We start from the raw sequence: 13,598 nt of genomic DNA, 5'->3' as shown, positions 1-13,598 counted from the left end.
GATACGCCGGGGAGTGCGCGGGGGCGCGTCATCGGGGGCGCGTGACGTCACCGCAGGCCGGGGCGGTACGCCGGGCTACGGAAGCGGTCCGACGGACTCAGGTACGGCGCTTCGGCATCGGCACCACGCCGCTGCCCCCGCGCACCAACGGCTCCGGGCCCTCCGACGGCGGCAGACCCGCGCACGCGCACAGCAGATCGCACCAGGCCGCCAGGTGCGCCGCCACCTCGGGCGCGCCCCCCGCCCGCTCCCTCGGCGTCCACGACGCCCGGATCTCGATCTGCGTGTCGTCCACCCGGTCCGCCAGCGCGCCGAAGTAGTGCGACGACGCCCGCGAGACCGTACCGCTCGGGTCGTTGTACGCCGCCCCGCGCGCCGCCAGCGCCCCGGTCAGCCAGGACCAGCTCACCTCGGGCAACAGCGGATCCCCCGCCATCTCCGGCTCCAACTCGGCCCGCACCAACGTCACCAGGCGGAACGCGCCGTGCCACGCCTCGTGCCCGTCCGGCTCGTGCAGCAGCACCAACCGCCCGTCGGCCAGCTCCTCGCCGTCCGCCAGCACCGTCGCCTCCAGCGCGTACGCGTACGACGCCAGCCGCTTCGGCGCGGCCGTCTCCTCGATCCTGACCTCCGGCCTCACCCGCACCGAGCGCAGGGTGTCCACCGAGCGCCGAAAGGGGAGGGGGACGTCGTCACTGCCGTCGCCGAGGTGCCCGTGAACCGCTGCCATGCCCGGAAGACTAAGCCGCCGATGCCCTCCGGGCTCGGAACAACACCCTTATTGCCCTTCGGGGCGCCTTCCCGCTCCCCGCGAGGAGCACCCTTGCGCCTGCCGCGCGCCCCCAACCTCCCGACTGCGCGGCGGGGTTCGCCGCTGGGGTGGCTGTGGGGGGTGAACGTCAAGGGGGGCGCTCTTGAGTGGGGTCAGCGGTACGGCGGACCGTGCGGGGGAGCCGTCTTTTCTATGCTCACCGCGATTCCCTTTTTTTGCCGCCCTCTCGCCTCCGGCGGCTTAGATCCGGTGTCGACGGTCGATCGTGCTCGCTCCCTCGTTCCTCGGTCGCTGTGCGCGTTCTCCCTTTCGACACCGGCGCCGCCTTCGGCTCGCTGGCTACCGGCGAACCCACCTGCGCAGCGGTGCCGTAGGGGCGCAGCCCCTCGCGTAGACGCACCCTGGGGGCGAACCCCAGCGCGCGGACGGGTGCTAGGGGCGCAGCCCCCTTGGTGGGGGTGGTGGGGGAGACGTGGGAGGATTCTCGGCGTGAGTGCGCACCAGCAGACCGCTGCTTCCCCGTTCATCCGCGCCTGTCGGCGCGAGCCCGTGCCGCATACGCCGGTGTGGTTCATGCGGCAGGCCGGGCGTTCGCTGCCCGAGTACCTGAAGATTCGCGAGGGCGTCGCGATGCTGGACTCGTGCACGCGGCCCGACCTCATCGCCGAGATCACGATGCAGCCGGTGCGGCGGCACAAGGTCGACGCGGCGGTCTACTTCAGCGACATCGTGGTGCCGCTCAAGGCGATCGGGATCGACCTCGACATCAAGCCCGGCGTGGGCCCGGTGGTGGCGGACCCGATCCGTACGCGGGAGGACCTGAAGCGGCTGCGGGCGCTGGAGCCCGAGGACGTCGGTTACGTCACCGAGGCGATCGGCCTGCTGACGGCCGAACTCGGCGAGACGCCACTGATCGGATTCGCTGGCGCGCCCTTCACGCTGGCCAGCTACCTCGTGGAGGGCGGCCCGTCGCGCAACCACGAGCGGACCAAGGCGCTGATGTACGGCGACCCCGAGCTGTGGCGTGACCTGCTGGACCTGCTCGCCGACATCACCGTGGGCTTCCTGAAGGTGCAGATCGAGGCGGGCGCGAGCGCCGTCCAGGTCTTCGACTCGTGGGTGGGGGCGCTCGCGCCCGTCGACTACCGGCGCTACGCGATGCCCGCGTCGGTGAAGGTCTTCGACGCGGTCGAGGACTACGGCGTCCCGCGCATTCACTTCGGCGTCGGCACCGGCGAACTGCTCGGTCTGATGGGCGAGGCGGGCGCGGACGTCGTCGGCGTCGACTGGCGGGTGCCGCTGGACGAGGCGGGCCGTCGGGTCGGTCCCGGCAAGGCGCTCCAGGGCAACCTCGACCCGTCGGTGCTCTTCGCCCCGACGGCGGCCGTCGAGGCGAAGGCCCGGGAGGTGCTGGACGCGGCCCCGGCCACCGGCCATGTGTTCAACCTCGGCCACGGTGTCCTGCCCAGCACCGACCCGGACGCTCTCACCCGTCTCGTCGACTTCGTGCACACCTCGACCGAGGTGTGACGGCTCAGTCCGTCGGCGGCTCCTCCGCACGCTCCGGCGCGTCCGTACCCGCCGGAGCCGTGGAGGGCGTGCGCTGCGGGTGGATCGGCGCGTGCGAGGACGGGCTCCAGGGGCGCGGCGCCATTGTCGGCGGCTCCTGCCGGGGCCAGCGGCGGCGCACCAGCCGGTAGCCGATGAAGCCGGCCAGCGCGACCACCAGGAACGGCAGCACGGCCGACAGGACGACCAGCACACCGCGGATCGTCACGTAGAAGGCGTGCCAGCCGCCGCCCAGCGCGTGGCCGACCTGCGTCCAGAATCCGTCCTCGTGCTTCGGCTTCGGCTTCGCCGCGACGTGCTTCACCGGCGGCTCGACCAGCCGCAGCGTCACCGTGGCCAGATCCGTCCGCTCCCGCAGTGCCGCCTGCTGCGCCTGGAGGGACTCCAAGTCGGCCTCGCGGGTGCTCAGTTCGCGCTCCAGCGACACCACGTCGCTGAGCGAGCCCGCCTGGTCCATCAGCTTGCGCACCCGGGCCACACTGGCCTGCTGCGACTTGATCCGGCTCTGTACGTCGACCACCTGGCCGGTGACGTCCTCGACGCCGACCTTGCGCTCCATCAGCGTGCCGAGCCCGGCCAGCCGGGTCAGCAGACCGTCGTACGCCGCGGGCGGCACCCGGAGCTGGATCGTCGACTGCTCGTGGCCCCCGGCGTCGACCGAGGTGTCCTCGGTGCCCGCGTAACCGCCCGCGTCGGCGACCATCGCGCGGGCCTTGTCGAGCGCGTCGCCCACCTTCGGGGTGCGGACGGTCAGGTGGGCCGTACGGACGAGGTAGCTGGGCGCGGACGGCTTGGCGTTGTTGCCGGTGGTGGCGGCCTTGTCGGACGCGGAACCGGGCGTACCGGAAGGCGCGTTCCCGGCGTCCGTACCGCTGGCGCCGTTCTTCATCGAGTCGCTGCCGCTGTCGTCCTGGCCGCGGGCCGCCGGGGCGGCGGCCTTGTCGGAAGCGCCGCCGCTTTCGCTGCTGCACCCGGCGACCGCGAGCGAGGCGGCCAGCAGCAGCGCGGCCGGGACGGCGGCCAGCCGCCGCCGTCCGCGCCGGCCGGCGTGGTGCGCGCGCCCGGTGCGCGGCGCTCCGGGTCTGTGTGTCCTCACGTCAATTCCCCCCAGGTGCGAGCCTCGTGAGGCCCGCCTAGTGACCTGTAATGACAGTTGGACGTGGACGGTCCGCGCCGGGTTGCGGTCCCGCGGTAGCGATGGGATCACGTTCGGAACTCGGAACGGAGTCTGAGACAGTGGACGCATGAGCCAGACGCACAACGGCACGGGCGCTCCTGAACACGCGATCGTCATCGGCGGCGGAATCTCCGGACTCGCCGCGGCGCACCGGCTGGCGGGCGCGGGCGTCCGCGTCACGCTGCTGGAGGCGTCGTCGCGGCTGGGCGGCAAGCTGTACGCCGACGAGATCGCCGGGGTGCCGGTCGACCTCGGCGCCGAGTCGGTGCTGGCCCGCCGCCCCGAGGCGATCGCCCTGGCCCGCGAGGTCGGGCTCGGCGACGACCTGGAGCCGCCCGCGGTGCTCGGCGCCGCGCTGTGGACCCGCGGCAAGCTGCGGCCCATGCCCAAGGGACACGTGATGGGCGTGCCCGGCGACCTCGGGCCGCTCGCCTCGTCCGGTGTGCTGTCCGCCGCCGGTCTCGCCAGGCTCCCGCTGGACCACGTACTGCCGCGCACCGAACTCGGCGACGATGTCGCGGTCGGCGCCTTCGTCGCCGCCCGGCTCGGCCACGAGGTCGTGGACCGGCTCGTCGAACCACTGCTCGGCGGCGTCTACGCGGGCAACGCCTACGAGATCTCGCTGCGCGCCGCGGTGCCGCAGCTCTTCGAGGCCATGCGCACCGGGCGCTCCCTGATCGAGGCGGCCCGCGACATCCAGCGCCGGGCCGCGGCCAGGGCGGGCGGCGCGGGACCGGTCTTCAACGGCATTCGCGGCGGCGTCGGACGGCTGCCGCTCGCGGTCGCCGAGGCGTGCCGCGCCGCGGGCGTCACCATCGAGACGGACGCGCCCGTACGCGAGCTGCGGCGCACCCCGCACGGCTGGCAGGTCGGCCTCGACGGCCGCGCGCTGGAGGCCGACGCCGTGGTGCTCGCCGTGCCCGCGCCGACCGCGGCCCGGCTGCTCGCCGCCGAGTCGCCCGCCGCCGCGGCCGAACTGGACACCGTCGAATACGCGGGCATGGCGCTGGTCACCATGGCCTTCCGCCGCCGTGAGATGACACGGCTGCCCAACAGCAGCGGCTTCCTCGTCCCGCCGGTCGACGGCCGCACCATCAAGGCGTCCACCTTCTCCAGCCGCAAATGGGGCTGGCTCGGCGAGGCAGGCGGCGACACCGTCGTCCTGCGCACCTCCATCGGCCGCCACGGCGACGAGGCGGACCTCGCCTGGGACGACACCGACCTCGTCCGCCTCTCCCGCGACGACCTGGAGGCCGCCGTGGGCCTGCGCGCCGCCCCGATCGCGGCCCGCGTCACCCGCTGGACCGCGGGTCTGCCCCAGTACCCGGTCGGCCACCTCGCCCGCGTCGCCCGCGTCCGCGAACACCTCACCAAGCTCCCCGCCCTGGCCGCCTGCGGCGCCGCGTACGACGGCGTCGGCATCCCCGCCTGCATCGCCGGAGCCCACCGCGCCGCGGCCGAGCTGCTGCCGCGGGGCTGAACGGCTCCGCGCCGGGTGGCCCCGCGGGCGTCGTGGGGGACCCTGGTGCCGGGAGCGTCGGGGGGCGCGGGAGAATGGGGGGTATGACCGACTCGACTGCCGACCGCGCTTCCGATTCCGCCGACGCCACGTCGGCGAAGGCCCCCAACGCGGGGAAGAAGGCCAAGGACCTCAACGAGGTCATTCGCTACACGCTCTGGTCGGTGTTCCGACTGCGCGACACCCTGCCCGAGGACCGCGGCGGGTACGCGGACGAGGTCGAGGAGCTGTTCGCGCAGCTCGCCGCCAAGGACATCACGATCCGCGGGACCTATGACGTCTCGGGGCTGCGGGCCGACGCCGATCTGATGATCTGGTGGCACGCGGAGACGGCCGAGGAGTTGCAGGAGGCGTACAACCTCTTCCGCCGCACCAAGCTGGGGCGCGCGGTGGAGCCGGTGTGGTCCAACATGGCGCTGCACCGCCCGGCGGAGTTCAACAAGTCGCATGTTCCGGCCTTCCTCGCCGATGAGACGCCGCGCGAGTGGGTCAGCGTCTATCCCTTCGTGCGCTCCTACGACTGGTACCTGCTGCCGGACGAGGACCGCCGCCGGATGCTCGCCGACCACGGCAAGATGGCCCGTGGCTACCCCGACGTGCGGGCGAACACCGTCGCGTCCTTCTCGCTCGGCGACTACGAGTGGATCCTGGCCTTCGAGGCCGACGAGCTGTACCGGATCGTCGACCTCATGCGGCACCTGCGCGCCTCCGAGGCCCGCCTGCACGTCCGCGAGGAAGTCCCCTTCTACACCGGCCGGCGCCGCGAGATCGCCGACCTGGTCGCGGGCCTGGCCTGACGCAGCAGCGCCCGTATCGCGGGGTCGCGCGGCGTGCGCGGCCCACGGGCGGCCAGGGCCGACAGCGGCGGCGCGTCCCGGGGTATCCCCCGGAGCGCCTCCTGCCCGGCCGGGGCCGCCCACCGCGTGTACGGATAGACCTCGACGCGCGCCACCGCCCAGCACGCCCCCGTCAGCAGCAGCGGCAGCACGTACCAGAGCAGCGCGGGCGTGCCGTCCGGCGCACGGACCGACCCGTTCAGGGCGACGGTGGCCACCGCCATCGCCAACGTCAGCCCGGTGGCGCCGCGCACCTGCCGCACCCCCGCCGCGAGCCGTTCGCGTGCCGCCGCCGGAACCCCGAGCCCGGCGGCCACCAGCCGCTCGCCGAGCGCGCGTACGGCCTCCGGCCCGGCGTGCGCCGTGCGTATCGCGGCCAGCGGAGCCTGGCCGTCGGGGCCGGCCGACGCGAGCAGTGAGCGCTCCACCTCGTGCAGGCCGTCGAGGCCGCTGCCTTCCTCCGGCGCGACGACCGTGACCCAGCCGGTGTGGGCGAGCAGCACCCGCCGCTCACCGGCCAGCGCGACCAGCGCCGTGTCGGTCACCCGGCGCGGGCCTCCGGCCAGGAACGCCGTTTCGTACCGCCCGAGTTCGACGCCGTCCGTGGGCCGCCGCTCTCCGGGCGCTCCACTGGCCGCGGCGACCCCGGCCAGGCACAGGCGCGCGCCGGCGGCGGTCGCCGCGGCACACGCGACGAGCAGCAGAAGAATCCACATGAGGGATTTCTACCGGACTCCGCCGACACCGCGTTCTCGGCCTGTGGATAACTCCGCGTGCGGGCTGGCGGCGCCCGGTCAGGGCGTGCCGGGGGCGGGATGCGCGCGCAGGGACGGGTGGTCGGCGACGACGGTGGCGGAGCCCGGGGCGACCTCGGTGAAGCCCGCGTCGCGGACGACGGGGAGCGCGGAGGCGCTCAGGCGGGTCCACAGGGCGGGGGAGGGGGTGCGGACGGCCAGGGGGAAACCGGCGGCGCGCCAGGCGTCGCGGTCGGCGTCCGACAGCTCCCACCAGGCGAGTTGGGCACCGTGTCCGGCCTGGGCCATGGCCTTCCCGGCCGACATGGTGACGTCGGGATTCATCCACAGGACGGGGCGCGGGTCGCCGGGTTCGAGCGGTGACGGCGGCTCCGGGTCGTCCAACTCCGTGCCGGAGACCTGGAGTTTGGCCAATTCCTTCGGCCAGCCGTCGAGCGGCACGGGCGGGTAGACCCGCACTTCGGCGGGCGGCACATCGGCCGTACCCGCTTCCGTGTCCGCCCGCGGCACCGATCCCGACGCGGACCCCGATCCCGATCCCGATCCCGTCACCGTGATGCCCGGCAGGGCCGCCGCCCGCCGCCACTCCGCTCCGCGCGCCCGCCGTACGACCTTACGAATCCTGGCGTCCTGCCAGTCCCGTACTGCCTGCGCCCACTCGCCGTCGTCGGCCGTCGCGCGCTCGTCGCAGAGCAGGGTGAGGACGGCGCGCGCCGCCGTCTCCAGAGCGTCGGTACGGGTCGGGGGCGCGTCGCGCTCGATCCGGACGACGAGCGGGAGGACGAACTGGGGTGCCGCGTCGCGGTCGGCGGCCTGGTGCTGGAAGGGGCTGCTCACCGCCCCAGTCTGCCACCCGCTGCTGGACGCCGATCCGCCGTGGCGTGCGGCGTCGGTCCGTACGGAAGCGGCGGCTGCGGTGGCCACGCCGGAGCCGGTGGCGCCCGCCGATGTCGTCGTGCCAGCCACGACGCTCCCGCAGGGGCACCGCCCGCCCCGGCGGGGCGGTTCGGTTGTCTCCGGACCACCGGCCGGTGGGGCTGGCCGCGCAGTTCCTCCCCCAGCCTTCGGCCGGGAGGTGCCCCCAGCGCCCCTTCGGGGCCCGTTCCGCCGCGGGGGCTGGTCGCGCAGTCCCCGCGGCGCTGAAAGGCTGCCCCCCCGCCGGAGGCGCACGGCACCCCCGGAGGGGTTACTCCGTGGGGGTCAAGGTCAGGGAGATGGAGTTGATGCAGTAGCGCTGGTCGGTCGGTGTGCCGTAGCCCTCGCCTTCGAAGACGTGGCCCAGGTGGGAGCCGCAGCGGGCGCAGCGGACCTCGACGCGGGTCATCCCGAGGGTGCGGTCCTCGATGAGTTCGACGGCGTCGGTGTCGGCGGGGTCGTAGAAGGAGGGCCAGCCGCAGTGGGACTCGAATTTGGTGTCGGAGCGGAAGAGCTCGGCGCCGCAGGCACGGCAGGCATAGACGCCGGTCGTCTTCGTGTCGGTGTACTCGCCGACGAAGGGCCGCTCGGTACCGGCTTTGCGCAGGACCGCGTACTCCTCCGGCGACAGCTCGGCGCGCCACTGCTCGTCGGACTTGCTGACTTCGTAGGACATGGAGGTCTCCTCAGCTGCCGAGGCGGGCGAGAATCAGGGGACCGAGGTCGGTCACGTCGCCCGCACCCATGGTGAGAACGAGATCACCCGGCTTCGCCATTCCTGCGACCACGTCCGGTACCGCCTGCTTGTCGTGCTCCGCGGTCACGTCGGCGCCCGCCGCGCGGGCCGCGTCGATGATGAGTGCGCTGGTCACACCGGGGATCGGGTCCTCGCGGGCCGGGTAGATGTCAAGGACGACGGAGGCGTCGGCGAGGGCGAGGGCGGCGCCCATCTCGGTGGCCAGCTCGCGGGTGCGGCTGAAGAGGTGCGGCTGGAAGACGACCAGGACGCGGGCGTCCCCGGCGGCGCCGCGGATCGCCTCCAGGTCGGCGGCCATCTCGGTCGGGTGGTGGGCGTAGGAGTCGATGACCTGGACGCCCGCCACCTCGCCCTTGAGCTGGAGGCGCCGCTTGACCCCGGTGTACTTCGCGAGGGCCGAGGCCAGATTCCGGGTCGGGGCGCCGATCGCGGTGCCCGCGGCGAGCGCGGCGACGGCGTTGTGCGCGTAGTGGCGGCCCGGCACGGAGACGGTGAAGGTCAGCGGGCGGCCGTCGATGACGACGGTGACCTCGCTGGTCAGCCCGCGCGGGTTGATCTTCGTGATGCGTACGTCGGCGGTCTCGGCCTCGCCGACCGTCACGATGGTCAGACCGCCGATGTCCCGTACCCGCTTCGTCAGCTCGACGGCGCCCGGCTGGTCGGCGGAGATCACCAGCGTGCCGCCGGGGCGGATCTTGCCGACGAAGGTCTCGAAGGAGTCGTAGATCTCGTCCATCGAGGCGTAGTTGGCGTGGTGGTCGAGCTCCACATTGAGGATGATCGCGACCTCGGGCGCGTACGTGTGGAAGCTGCGGTCGCTCTCGTCGGCCTCCGCGACGAAGATTTCGCCGCCGCCGTGGTGCGCGTTCGAGCCGGGCGCGTCCAGGTCGCCGCCGATCGCGTACGACGGCTCGCTGCCGAGCGCCGTCAGCGCGACCGCCAGCATCGAGGTGGTGGTGGTCTTGCCGTGGGTGCCCGCGACCGCGATCGGCCGGGTGCCCTCCATCAGCGCGGCCAGCGCGTCACTGCGGTGCACGACGGGGACGCCGCGCTCGCGGGCCGCCGCCAGCTCCGGATTCTCCGGGCGGATCGCGCTGGAGACGACCACCGAGGTGGCGTCCTGCGCCAGGTGCGCCGCGTCGTGGCCGATGTGCACGGTCACGCCGAGCGCGCGCAGGGCGCCGGCCGTCTCCGACTCACGTGAGTCACTGCCCGCCACCCGCGCCCCGCGCTGCGCGAGGATCTTCGCGATCCCCGACATTCCGGCGCCGCCGATGCCGATGAAGTGCGGTCGGTCCATGGCGGGGGGAACGGACGGGCTCATACGGAGGTCTCCCGGAGATGTGCGTGGTTCGTTTATTGACCGGGTCCTGATTCTCGCACCTCCGGGTGCGCGGACGACTCTGCCCGCGCGCCCGTGGCACCTTCCGCCGGCGCTGCCCGCGCACCCGTGGCACCGCGCGCCGACCCTGACCGCGCGCCCGTGGCACCCCCTGCCCGGCGAGACGTTTCTGCAAGGGGTGCCCGGGACACACGACGCCCGAGCCGCCGGGCGGCGCGGCGCCGCCTCATCGCGCTCGCCGCCTCATCGTGCCCTGCGGCTCATCGCGCTCGGCGCCTCATCGCGCGCTGCGCCTAATCGTGCTCGGCGAAGAGCTTCAGCACCGGCACCCCCACCTTGTGCCGAGCCCGCGACGTCCAGTCGCGGTGGAAGAACTCCTCCACGAAGTGCGGCGCGGTGAGCACGATGACCTCGTCGGCGTTGGTCTCCTCGACGACCGTGCGCAGCAGGTCGAGCGGGTGCTTGTCGACGATCCGGCCCACCGCCTCCGCGCCGGAGGCGCGCAGCGCCTCCAGGGAGTGCGCCAGGGCCCGCTCCGCGACCGGGGTGGCGTCGTCGCCCTCCGGCTCGCGGTCCTCGTGCGCGGCGTCATCCAGATAGCCGAGCGCCACGTCGTCCACGGCCCGCAACAGCCGGTCCTGGTCGCCGCGTGGCTGCATGAGCACGACGAAGGAGACCTGCTCGTCGCCGTGGAGAGAGGTGACGAGCTCCACGTCGGCCGGTGCGAGCGGCTTCTCGATCATGAGTACGGTCGTGAACACGGACGCGTCCTTCTTTCTCGTGCTTCGTCGGGGCCACCGGGCCGGCGTTGGAACAATCCTGCCCCGATCTTCGCGGGGCACTCGGGTAAGTGTTCCCGCGCGGAGCAAAACGGAACGAGGGAATCCGCTTTTTTCGGTCGCGGTTCCACCGTGCGGCGCGCCGCTGGTCAGGTGGGTGGCATGAGGGGTGTCGGTGGGACAGTCGGGCGGTCAGGCCCGGACGTAACGGGTGAACAGGAAGCCGTCCTCCTCCAGGACGGAGCGCGGGACGAGGCGGGCCGGGCCCGGAACGTCGGGGCCGTGCATGATCCGGGGCGCGTCGCCGCCCCCGAGCACCGGGGCGACGGTCAGGCACAGTTCGTCCAGCGTGCCGGCCGCGGCGAACTGCGCGAGGACCCGCGGGCCGCCCTCGTGGAGCAGCCGCGTGTGGCCCAGCGCGGCCAACTCGCGCACCGCGCGGACCGGGTCGACGCCTTCGCCGTCGCCCGCGACGACCACATGGGCGCCCGCCGCGCGGGCGGCGGCGACGCGGTCGGCGGGCGGCGACGCGCCGGTCAGCACCAGGGTGGGGGTGACCGGCGCGGTGAACAGCGGTGTCGTGAAGTCCAGATCGAGTCCGCGGCTGATCACCGCGACGGCGGCGGCCGGGGTCTGGCCGTCGGCCGCCCTGCGCGCCGCGAACACCTCGCGGGCCCTCGCGGGCCGGTAACCCTCCAGGCGAACCGTTTCCGCACCCACCAGCACCACGTCGGCCAGCGCGCGCAGCACGCCGAAGACCCGCATGTCCGCCTCCGACGACAGCGGCGCCGACCTGCCGTCGTACCGGGCCGCGCCGTCCAGCGATGACACCATGTTGGCCCGGAGGTACGGGCCCGCTCCCCGTTCGGGGTACGCGTACGCGTCCGCCAGACCGAGCGGGGTCTCCAGCCCGGCCGAATCGTTCGCTCCCGCTACGGGATAGAGCCGTCGCATCCCCGAAGTCTCCCACGCCGGGCCGCTACGGGCCGGTCGGCGCCCTCGGCCCGCCGCTCCCGTACGCGTGGGGTCGGACACATGCCGGCGGGGGCGGAACCGGGAGGCACTACGCTGGTGAGCTGTGTCGACCTCTGTCGTTTCGTCTGGGAGTGCCGCGATAGGCGGCGATGGCGGGCCCGTGTCACTCAGCGCGCGCACGCCGCATGTGCCGGTGGAGCGATTGGTGGCGGAGATGGTGCCGCCGCCGCGGTTCGACGGCGTCAGGTTCGAGACCTACGTGCCCGACCCGAATCAGCCCAGCCAGGCCGCGGCCGTACGGGCCCTGGCCGGTTTCGCGGCGTCGCTGACGGCCGCGCCGACGCCCAAGCGGTGGTTCCGGCGGGAGGCACCCGCGCCCGGCGGCCCCGGCGGGGTCTACCTCGACGGCGGTTACGGCGTCGGCAAGACCCACCTGCTGGCGTCGCTGTGGCACGCCACCCCGGCGCCCGCCGAGCGCAAGGCGTTCGGCACGTTCGTGGAGCTGACCAATCTGGTCGGCGCCCTCGGCTTCCAGCACGCGGTGGCGGCGCTCAGCGACCACCGGCTGGTCTGCATCGACGAGTTCGAACTGGACGACCCGGGCGACACGGTGCTGGTGTCCACGCTCCTCGGCAAGCTCGCCGACGCGGGTGTACGGCTGGCGGCGACGTCGAACACGCTGCCCGGCAAGCTCGGCGAGGGCCGCTTCGCCTCCGCCGACTTCATGCGGGAGATCCAGGGCCTGTCCGCCCGCTTCACCAGCCTGCGGATCGACGGCGAGGACTACCGGCACCGCGGCCTGCCCGAGGCGCCGACCCCGCACACCGACGAGCAGGTCACCGCCGCCGCGGCCGTCACACCCGGCGCCGCGCTCGACGACTTCGGCGCGCTGGCCGCGCACCTGGCCACCGTCCACCCCAGCCGCTACGGCGCGCTCTGCGACGGCGTCGGCGCCGTCTTCCTGCGCGGCGTGGAACCCGTCACCGACCAGGCGACCGCGCTGCGCCTGGTGGTGCTCGCCGACCGGCTCTACGACCGCGAGATCCCCGTCTTGGCCTCCGGCGTGCCCTTCGACCGCGTCTTCGGCCAGGACATGCTGGCGGGCGGCTACCGCAAGAAGTACTTCCGCGCCGTCTCCCGGCTCACCGCGCTCGCGCGGGACGCCGAGAAGCTGACCGGCACTGGCGGAGACCGCTGATCCGGCGCAGGATCGGTGCATGGCCAAGAGCGGGAGCAAGGACAAGGGCAAGCACGGCGCCGAGCACGCGCACGTGGACCGGCACGCGCACGAGGACGGCCGGGGCGGCAAGCACGCCGACGCCGCCGCCAAGAAGGCGCAGAAGGACCCGGGCCTGCGCTCCCTGCTGCGCGTGCCGCCCGGCGGCGGACCGGTCAACCTGCGGGCGTACGACCCCTCCGCGACCCCCGGCGGCCCGCGCGACAAGGCGACGGCCCTGGCCGCGACCGAGGAACTGCGCGCCCGGCTGGCCGAGCTCCAGGAGCGGCTGTGGGCGCAGAGCACCGCGGGCGACCCGCACTGCGTCCTGCTGGTGCTCCAGGGCATGGACACCTCGGGCAAGGGCGGCACCGTCAAGCACGTGTCCTCCGGGCTGAACCCGTCGGGCATCCGCGTCACCGCGTTCAAGGCGCCCACCGAGGAGGAGCGCCAGCACCCCTTCCTGTGGCGCATCCGCCGCGCGCTGCCCCGCCCCGGCGAGCTGGGCGTCTTCGACCGTTCGCACTACGAGGACGTGCTGATCGCCCGCGTGCGCGACCTCGTGCCGCGCGCCACCTGGAGCCGCCGCTACAGCGTCATCAACCGCTTCGAGCAGTCGCTCGCCGACGACGGCGTCACCGTCGTCAAGGTCTTCCTGCACATCAGCTACGACAAGCAGCGCGAGCGGCTGCTGAAGCGGCTCGACAACCCGGACAAGCACTGGAAGTTCAACCCCGGTGACATCAGCGAGCGCGCGCTGTGGCCCGCGTACCAGAAGGCGTACGAGGTGGCTCTGGAGCGCTGCTCGACCGACGCCGCGCCCTGGCACGTCGTGCCGTCCGACCGCAAGTGGTACCGGAACTGGGCGGTCGCCAAGCTGCTGCTCGAACACCTCGAACTGATCGACCCGGCCTATCCGAAGGCCGACTTCGACATCGAGGAGAACCGCGTCGCGCTCCTCAAGACCTGACCCGCGTGCCCCGGTC

13 protein-coding genes are annotated in these 13,598 nt (G+C 73.6%); 5 read left to right on the top strand and 8 right to left on the bottom strand.

Going from position 1 to position 13,598, the window contains the following annotated elements; genetic code table 11:
• Nucleotides 1–97: 97 nt before the first annotated feature.
• Nucleotides 98–730 carry a DUF3000 domain-containing protein gene (locus ACZ4EF_RS30175; RefSeq protein WP_188280407.1) on the bottom strand — a complete coding sequence of 211 codons (633 nt, stop codon included), beginning with the start codon at nucleotides 728–730 and terminating at the stop codon, nucleotides 98–100.
• 531 nt (nucleotides 731–1,261) lie between these two features.
• On the opposite strand from ACZ4EF_RS30175, the gene hemE reads away from it, so the two are divergent.
• A complete protein-coding gene (hemE, locus tag ACZ4EF_RS30170; protein WP_391048758.1) occupies nucleotides 1,262–2,302 on the top strand; it encodes a uroporphyrinogen decarboxylase in 1,041 nt (346 codons plus the stop codon).
• A gap of 4 nt (nucleotides 2,303–2,306) precedes the next feature.
• Here the strand turns inward: hemE and ACZ4EF_RS30165 are convergent, their stop codons facing one another.
• Nucleotides 2,307–3,437, bottom strand: a complete 1,131-nt coding sequence (locus ACZ4EF_RS30165) for a DUF4349 domain-containing protein (protein ID WP_467507228.1) — start codon at nucleotides 3,435–3,437, stop codon at nucleotides 2,307–2,309.
• Nucleotides 3,438–3,585: 148 nt separating this feature from the next.
• Here ACZ4EF_RS30165 and hemG point away from each other — a divergent pair, with 148 nt between their 5' ends.
• Together hemG and hemQ are read left to right on the top strand one after the other, a co-directional pair.
• Nucleotides 3,586–4,998, top strand: a complete 1,413-nt coding sequence (gene hemG, locus ACZ4EF_RS30160) for a protoporphyrinogen oxidase (protein WP_467507226.1) — start codon at nucleotides 3,586–3,588, stop codon at nucleotides 4,996–4,998.
• An 83-nt stretch (nucleotides 4,999–5,081) separates the two neighbouring features.
• A complete protein-coding gene (gene hemQ, locus ACZ4EF_RS30155) occupies nucleotides 5,082–5,834 on the top strand; it encodes a hydrogen peroxide-dependent heme synthase (protein WP_355338673.1) in 753 nt (250 codons plus the stop codon).
• Here hemQ and ACZ4EF_RS30150 read toward each other — a convergent pair.
• The 6 genes from ACZ4EF_RS30150 to ACZ4EF_RS30125 all read right to left on the bottom strand — a co-directional run bounded on the left by ACZ4EF_RS30150 (nucleotide 5,783) and on the right by ACZ4EF_RS30125 (nucleotide 11,375).
• Entirely contained in the window at nucleotides 5,783–6,589 is an 807-nt protein-coding gene (locus ACZ4EF_RS30150) for a TIGR04222 domain-containing membrane protein (RefSeq protein WP_467507224.1), read from the bottom strand. The two genes, hemQ and ACZ4EF_RS30150, sit on opposite strands and share 52 nt — an antisense overlap.
• Nucleotides 6,590–6,667: 78 nt before the next feature.
• Nucleotides 6,668–7,465: a peptidyl-tRNA hydrolase gene (locus tag ACZ4EF_RS30145; RefSeq protein ID WP_467507288.1), complete on the bottom strand. Its 798-nt coding sequence runs from the start codon at nucleotides 7,463–7,465 to the stop codon at nucleotides 6,668–6,670.
• Nucleotides 7,466–7,814: 349 nt separating this feature from the next.
• Entirely contained in the window at nucleotides 7,815–8,219 is a 405-nt protein-coding gene (gene msrB / locus ACZ4EF_RS30140; protein ID WP_355338679.1) for a peptide-methionine (R)-S-oxide reductase MsrB, read from the bottom strand.
• A 10-nt stretch (nucleotides 8,220–8,229) separates the two neighbouring features.
• Nucleotides 8,230–9,624 carry a UDP-N-acetylmuramate--L-alanine ligase gene (gene murC / locus ACZ4EF_RS30135; RefSeq protein ID WP_467507221.1) on the bottom strand — a complete coding sequence of 465 codons (1,395 nt, stop codon included), beginning with the start codon at nucleotides 9,622–9,624 and terminating at the stop codon, nucleotides 8,230–8,232.
• Nucleotides 9,625–9,935: 311 nt separating this feature from the next.
• Nucleotides 9,936–10,403 (bottom strand): indole-3-glycerol phosphate synthase, encoded by a 468-nt coding sequence (locus tag ACZ4EF_RS30130; protein ID WP_355338685.1) that lies wholly within the window; start codon nucleotides 10,401–10,403, stop codon nucleotides 9,936–9,938.
• Nucleotides 10,404–10,613: 210 nt separating this feature from the next.
• On the bottom strand, nucleotides 10,614–11,375 hold the full coding sequence (locus tag ACZ4EF_RS30125; protein ID WP_401312176.1) for a pyrimidine reductase family protein: 762 nt from the start codon (nucleotides 11,373–11,375) through the stop codon (nucleotides 10,614–10,616).
• Nucleotides 11,376–11,556: 181 nt separating this feature from the next.
• Between ACZ4EF_RS30125 and zapE the strand changes: the two genes are divergently transcribed.
• Both zapE and ACZ4EF_RS30115 read left to right on the top strand, forming a co-directional pair.
• The gene (gene zapE / locus ACZ4EF_RS30120) at nucleotides 11,557–12,594 is read left to right on the top strand and encodes a cell division protein ZapE (RefSeq protein ID WP_391163888.1); all 1,038 of its coding nucleotides are present in this window, start codon (nucleotides 11,557–11,559) and stop codon (nucleotides 12,592–12,594) included.
• 19 nt (nucleotides 12,595–12,613) lie between these two features.
• Nucleotides 12,614–13,582, top strand: coding sequence for a polyphosphate kinase 2 family protein (locus ACZ4EF_RS30115; RefSeq protein WP_467507218.1), 969 nt, complete (start codon nucleotides 12,614–12,616; stop codon nucleotides 13,580–13,582).
• Nucleotides 13,583–13,598: the final 16 nt, after the last annotated feature.

The sequence above is a fragment of the Streptomyces sp. NPDC025721 genome (genome assembly GCF_055558595.1).
This window is presented reverse-complemented; position numbering and strand designations above follow the sequence as displayed.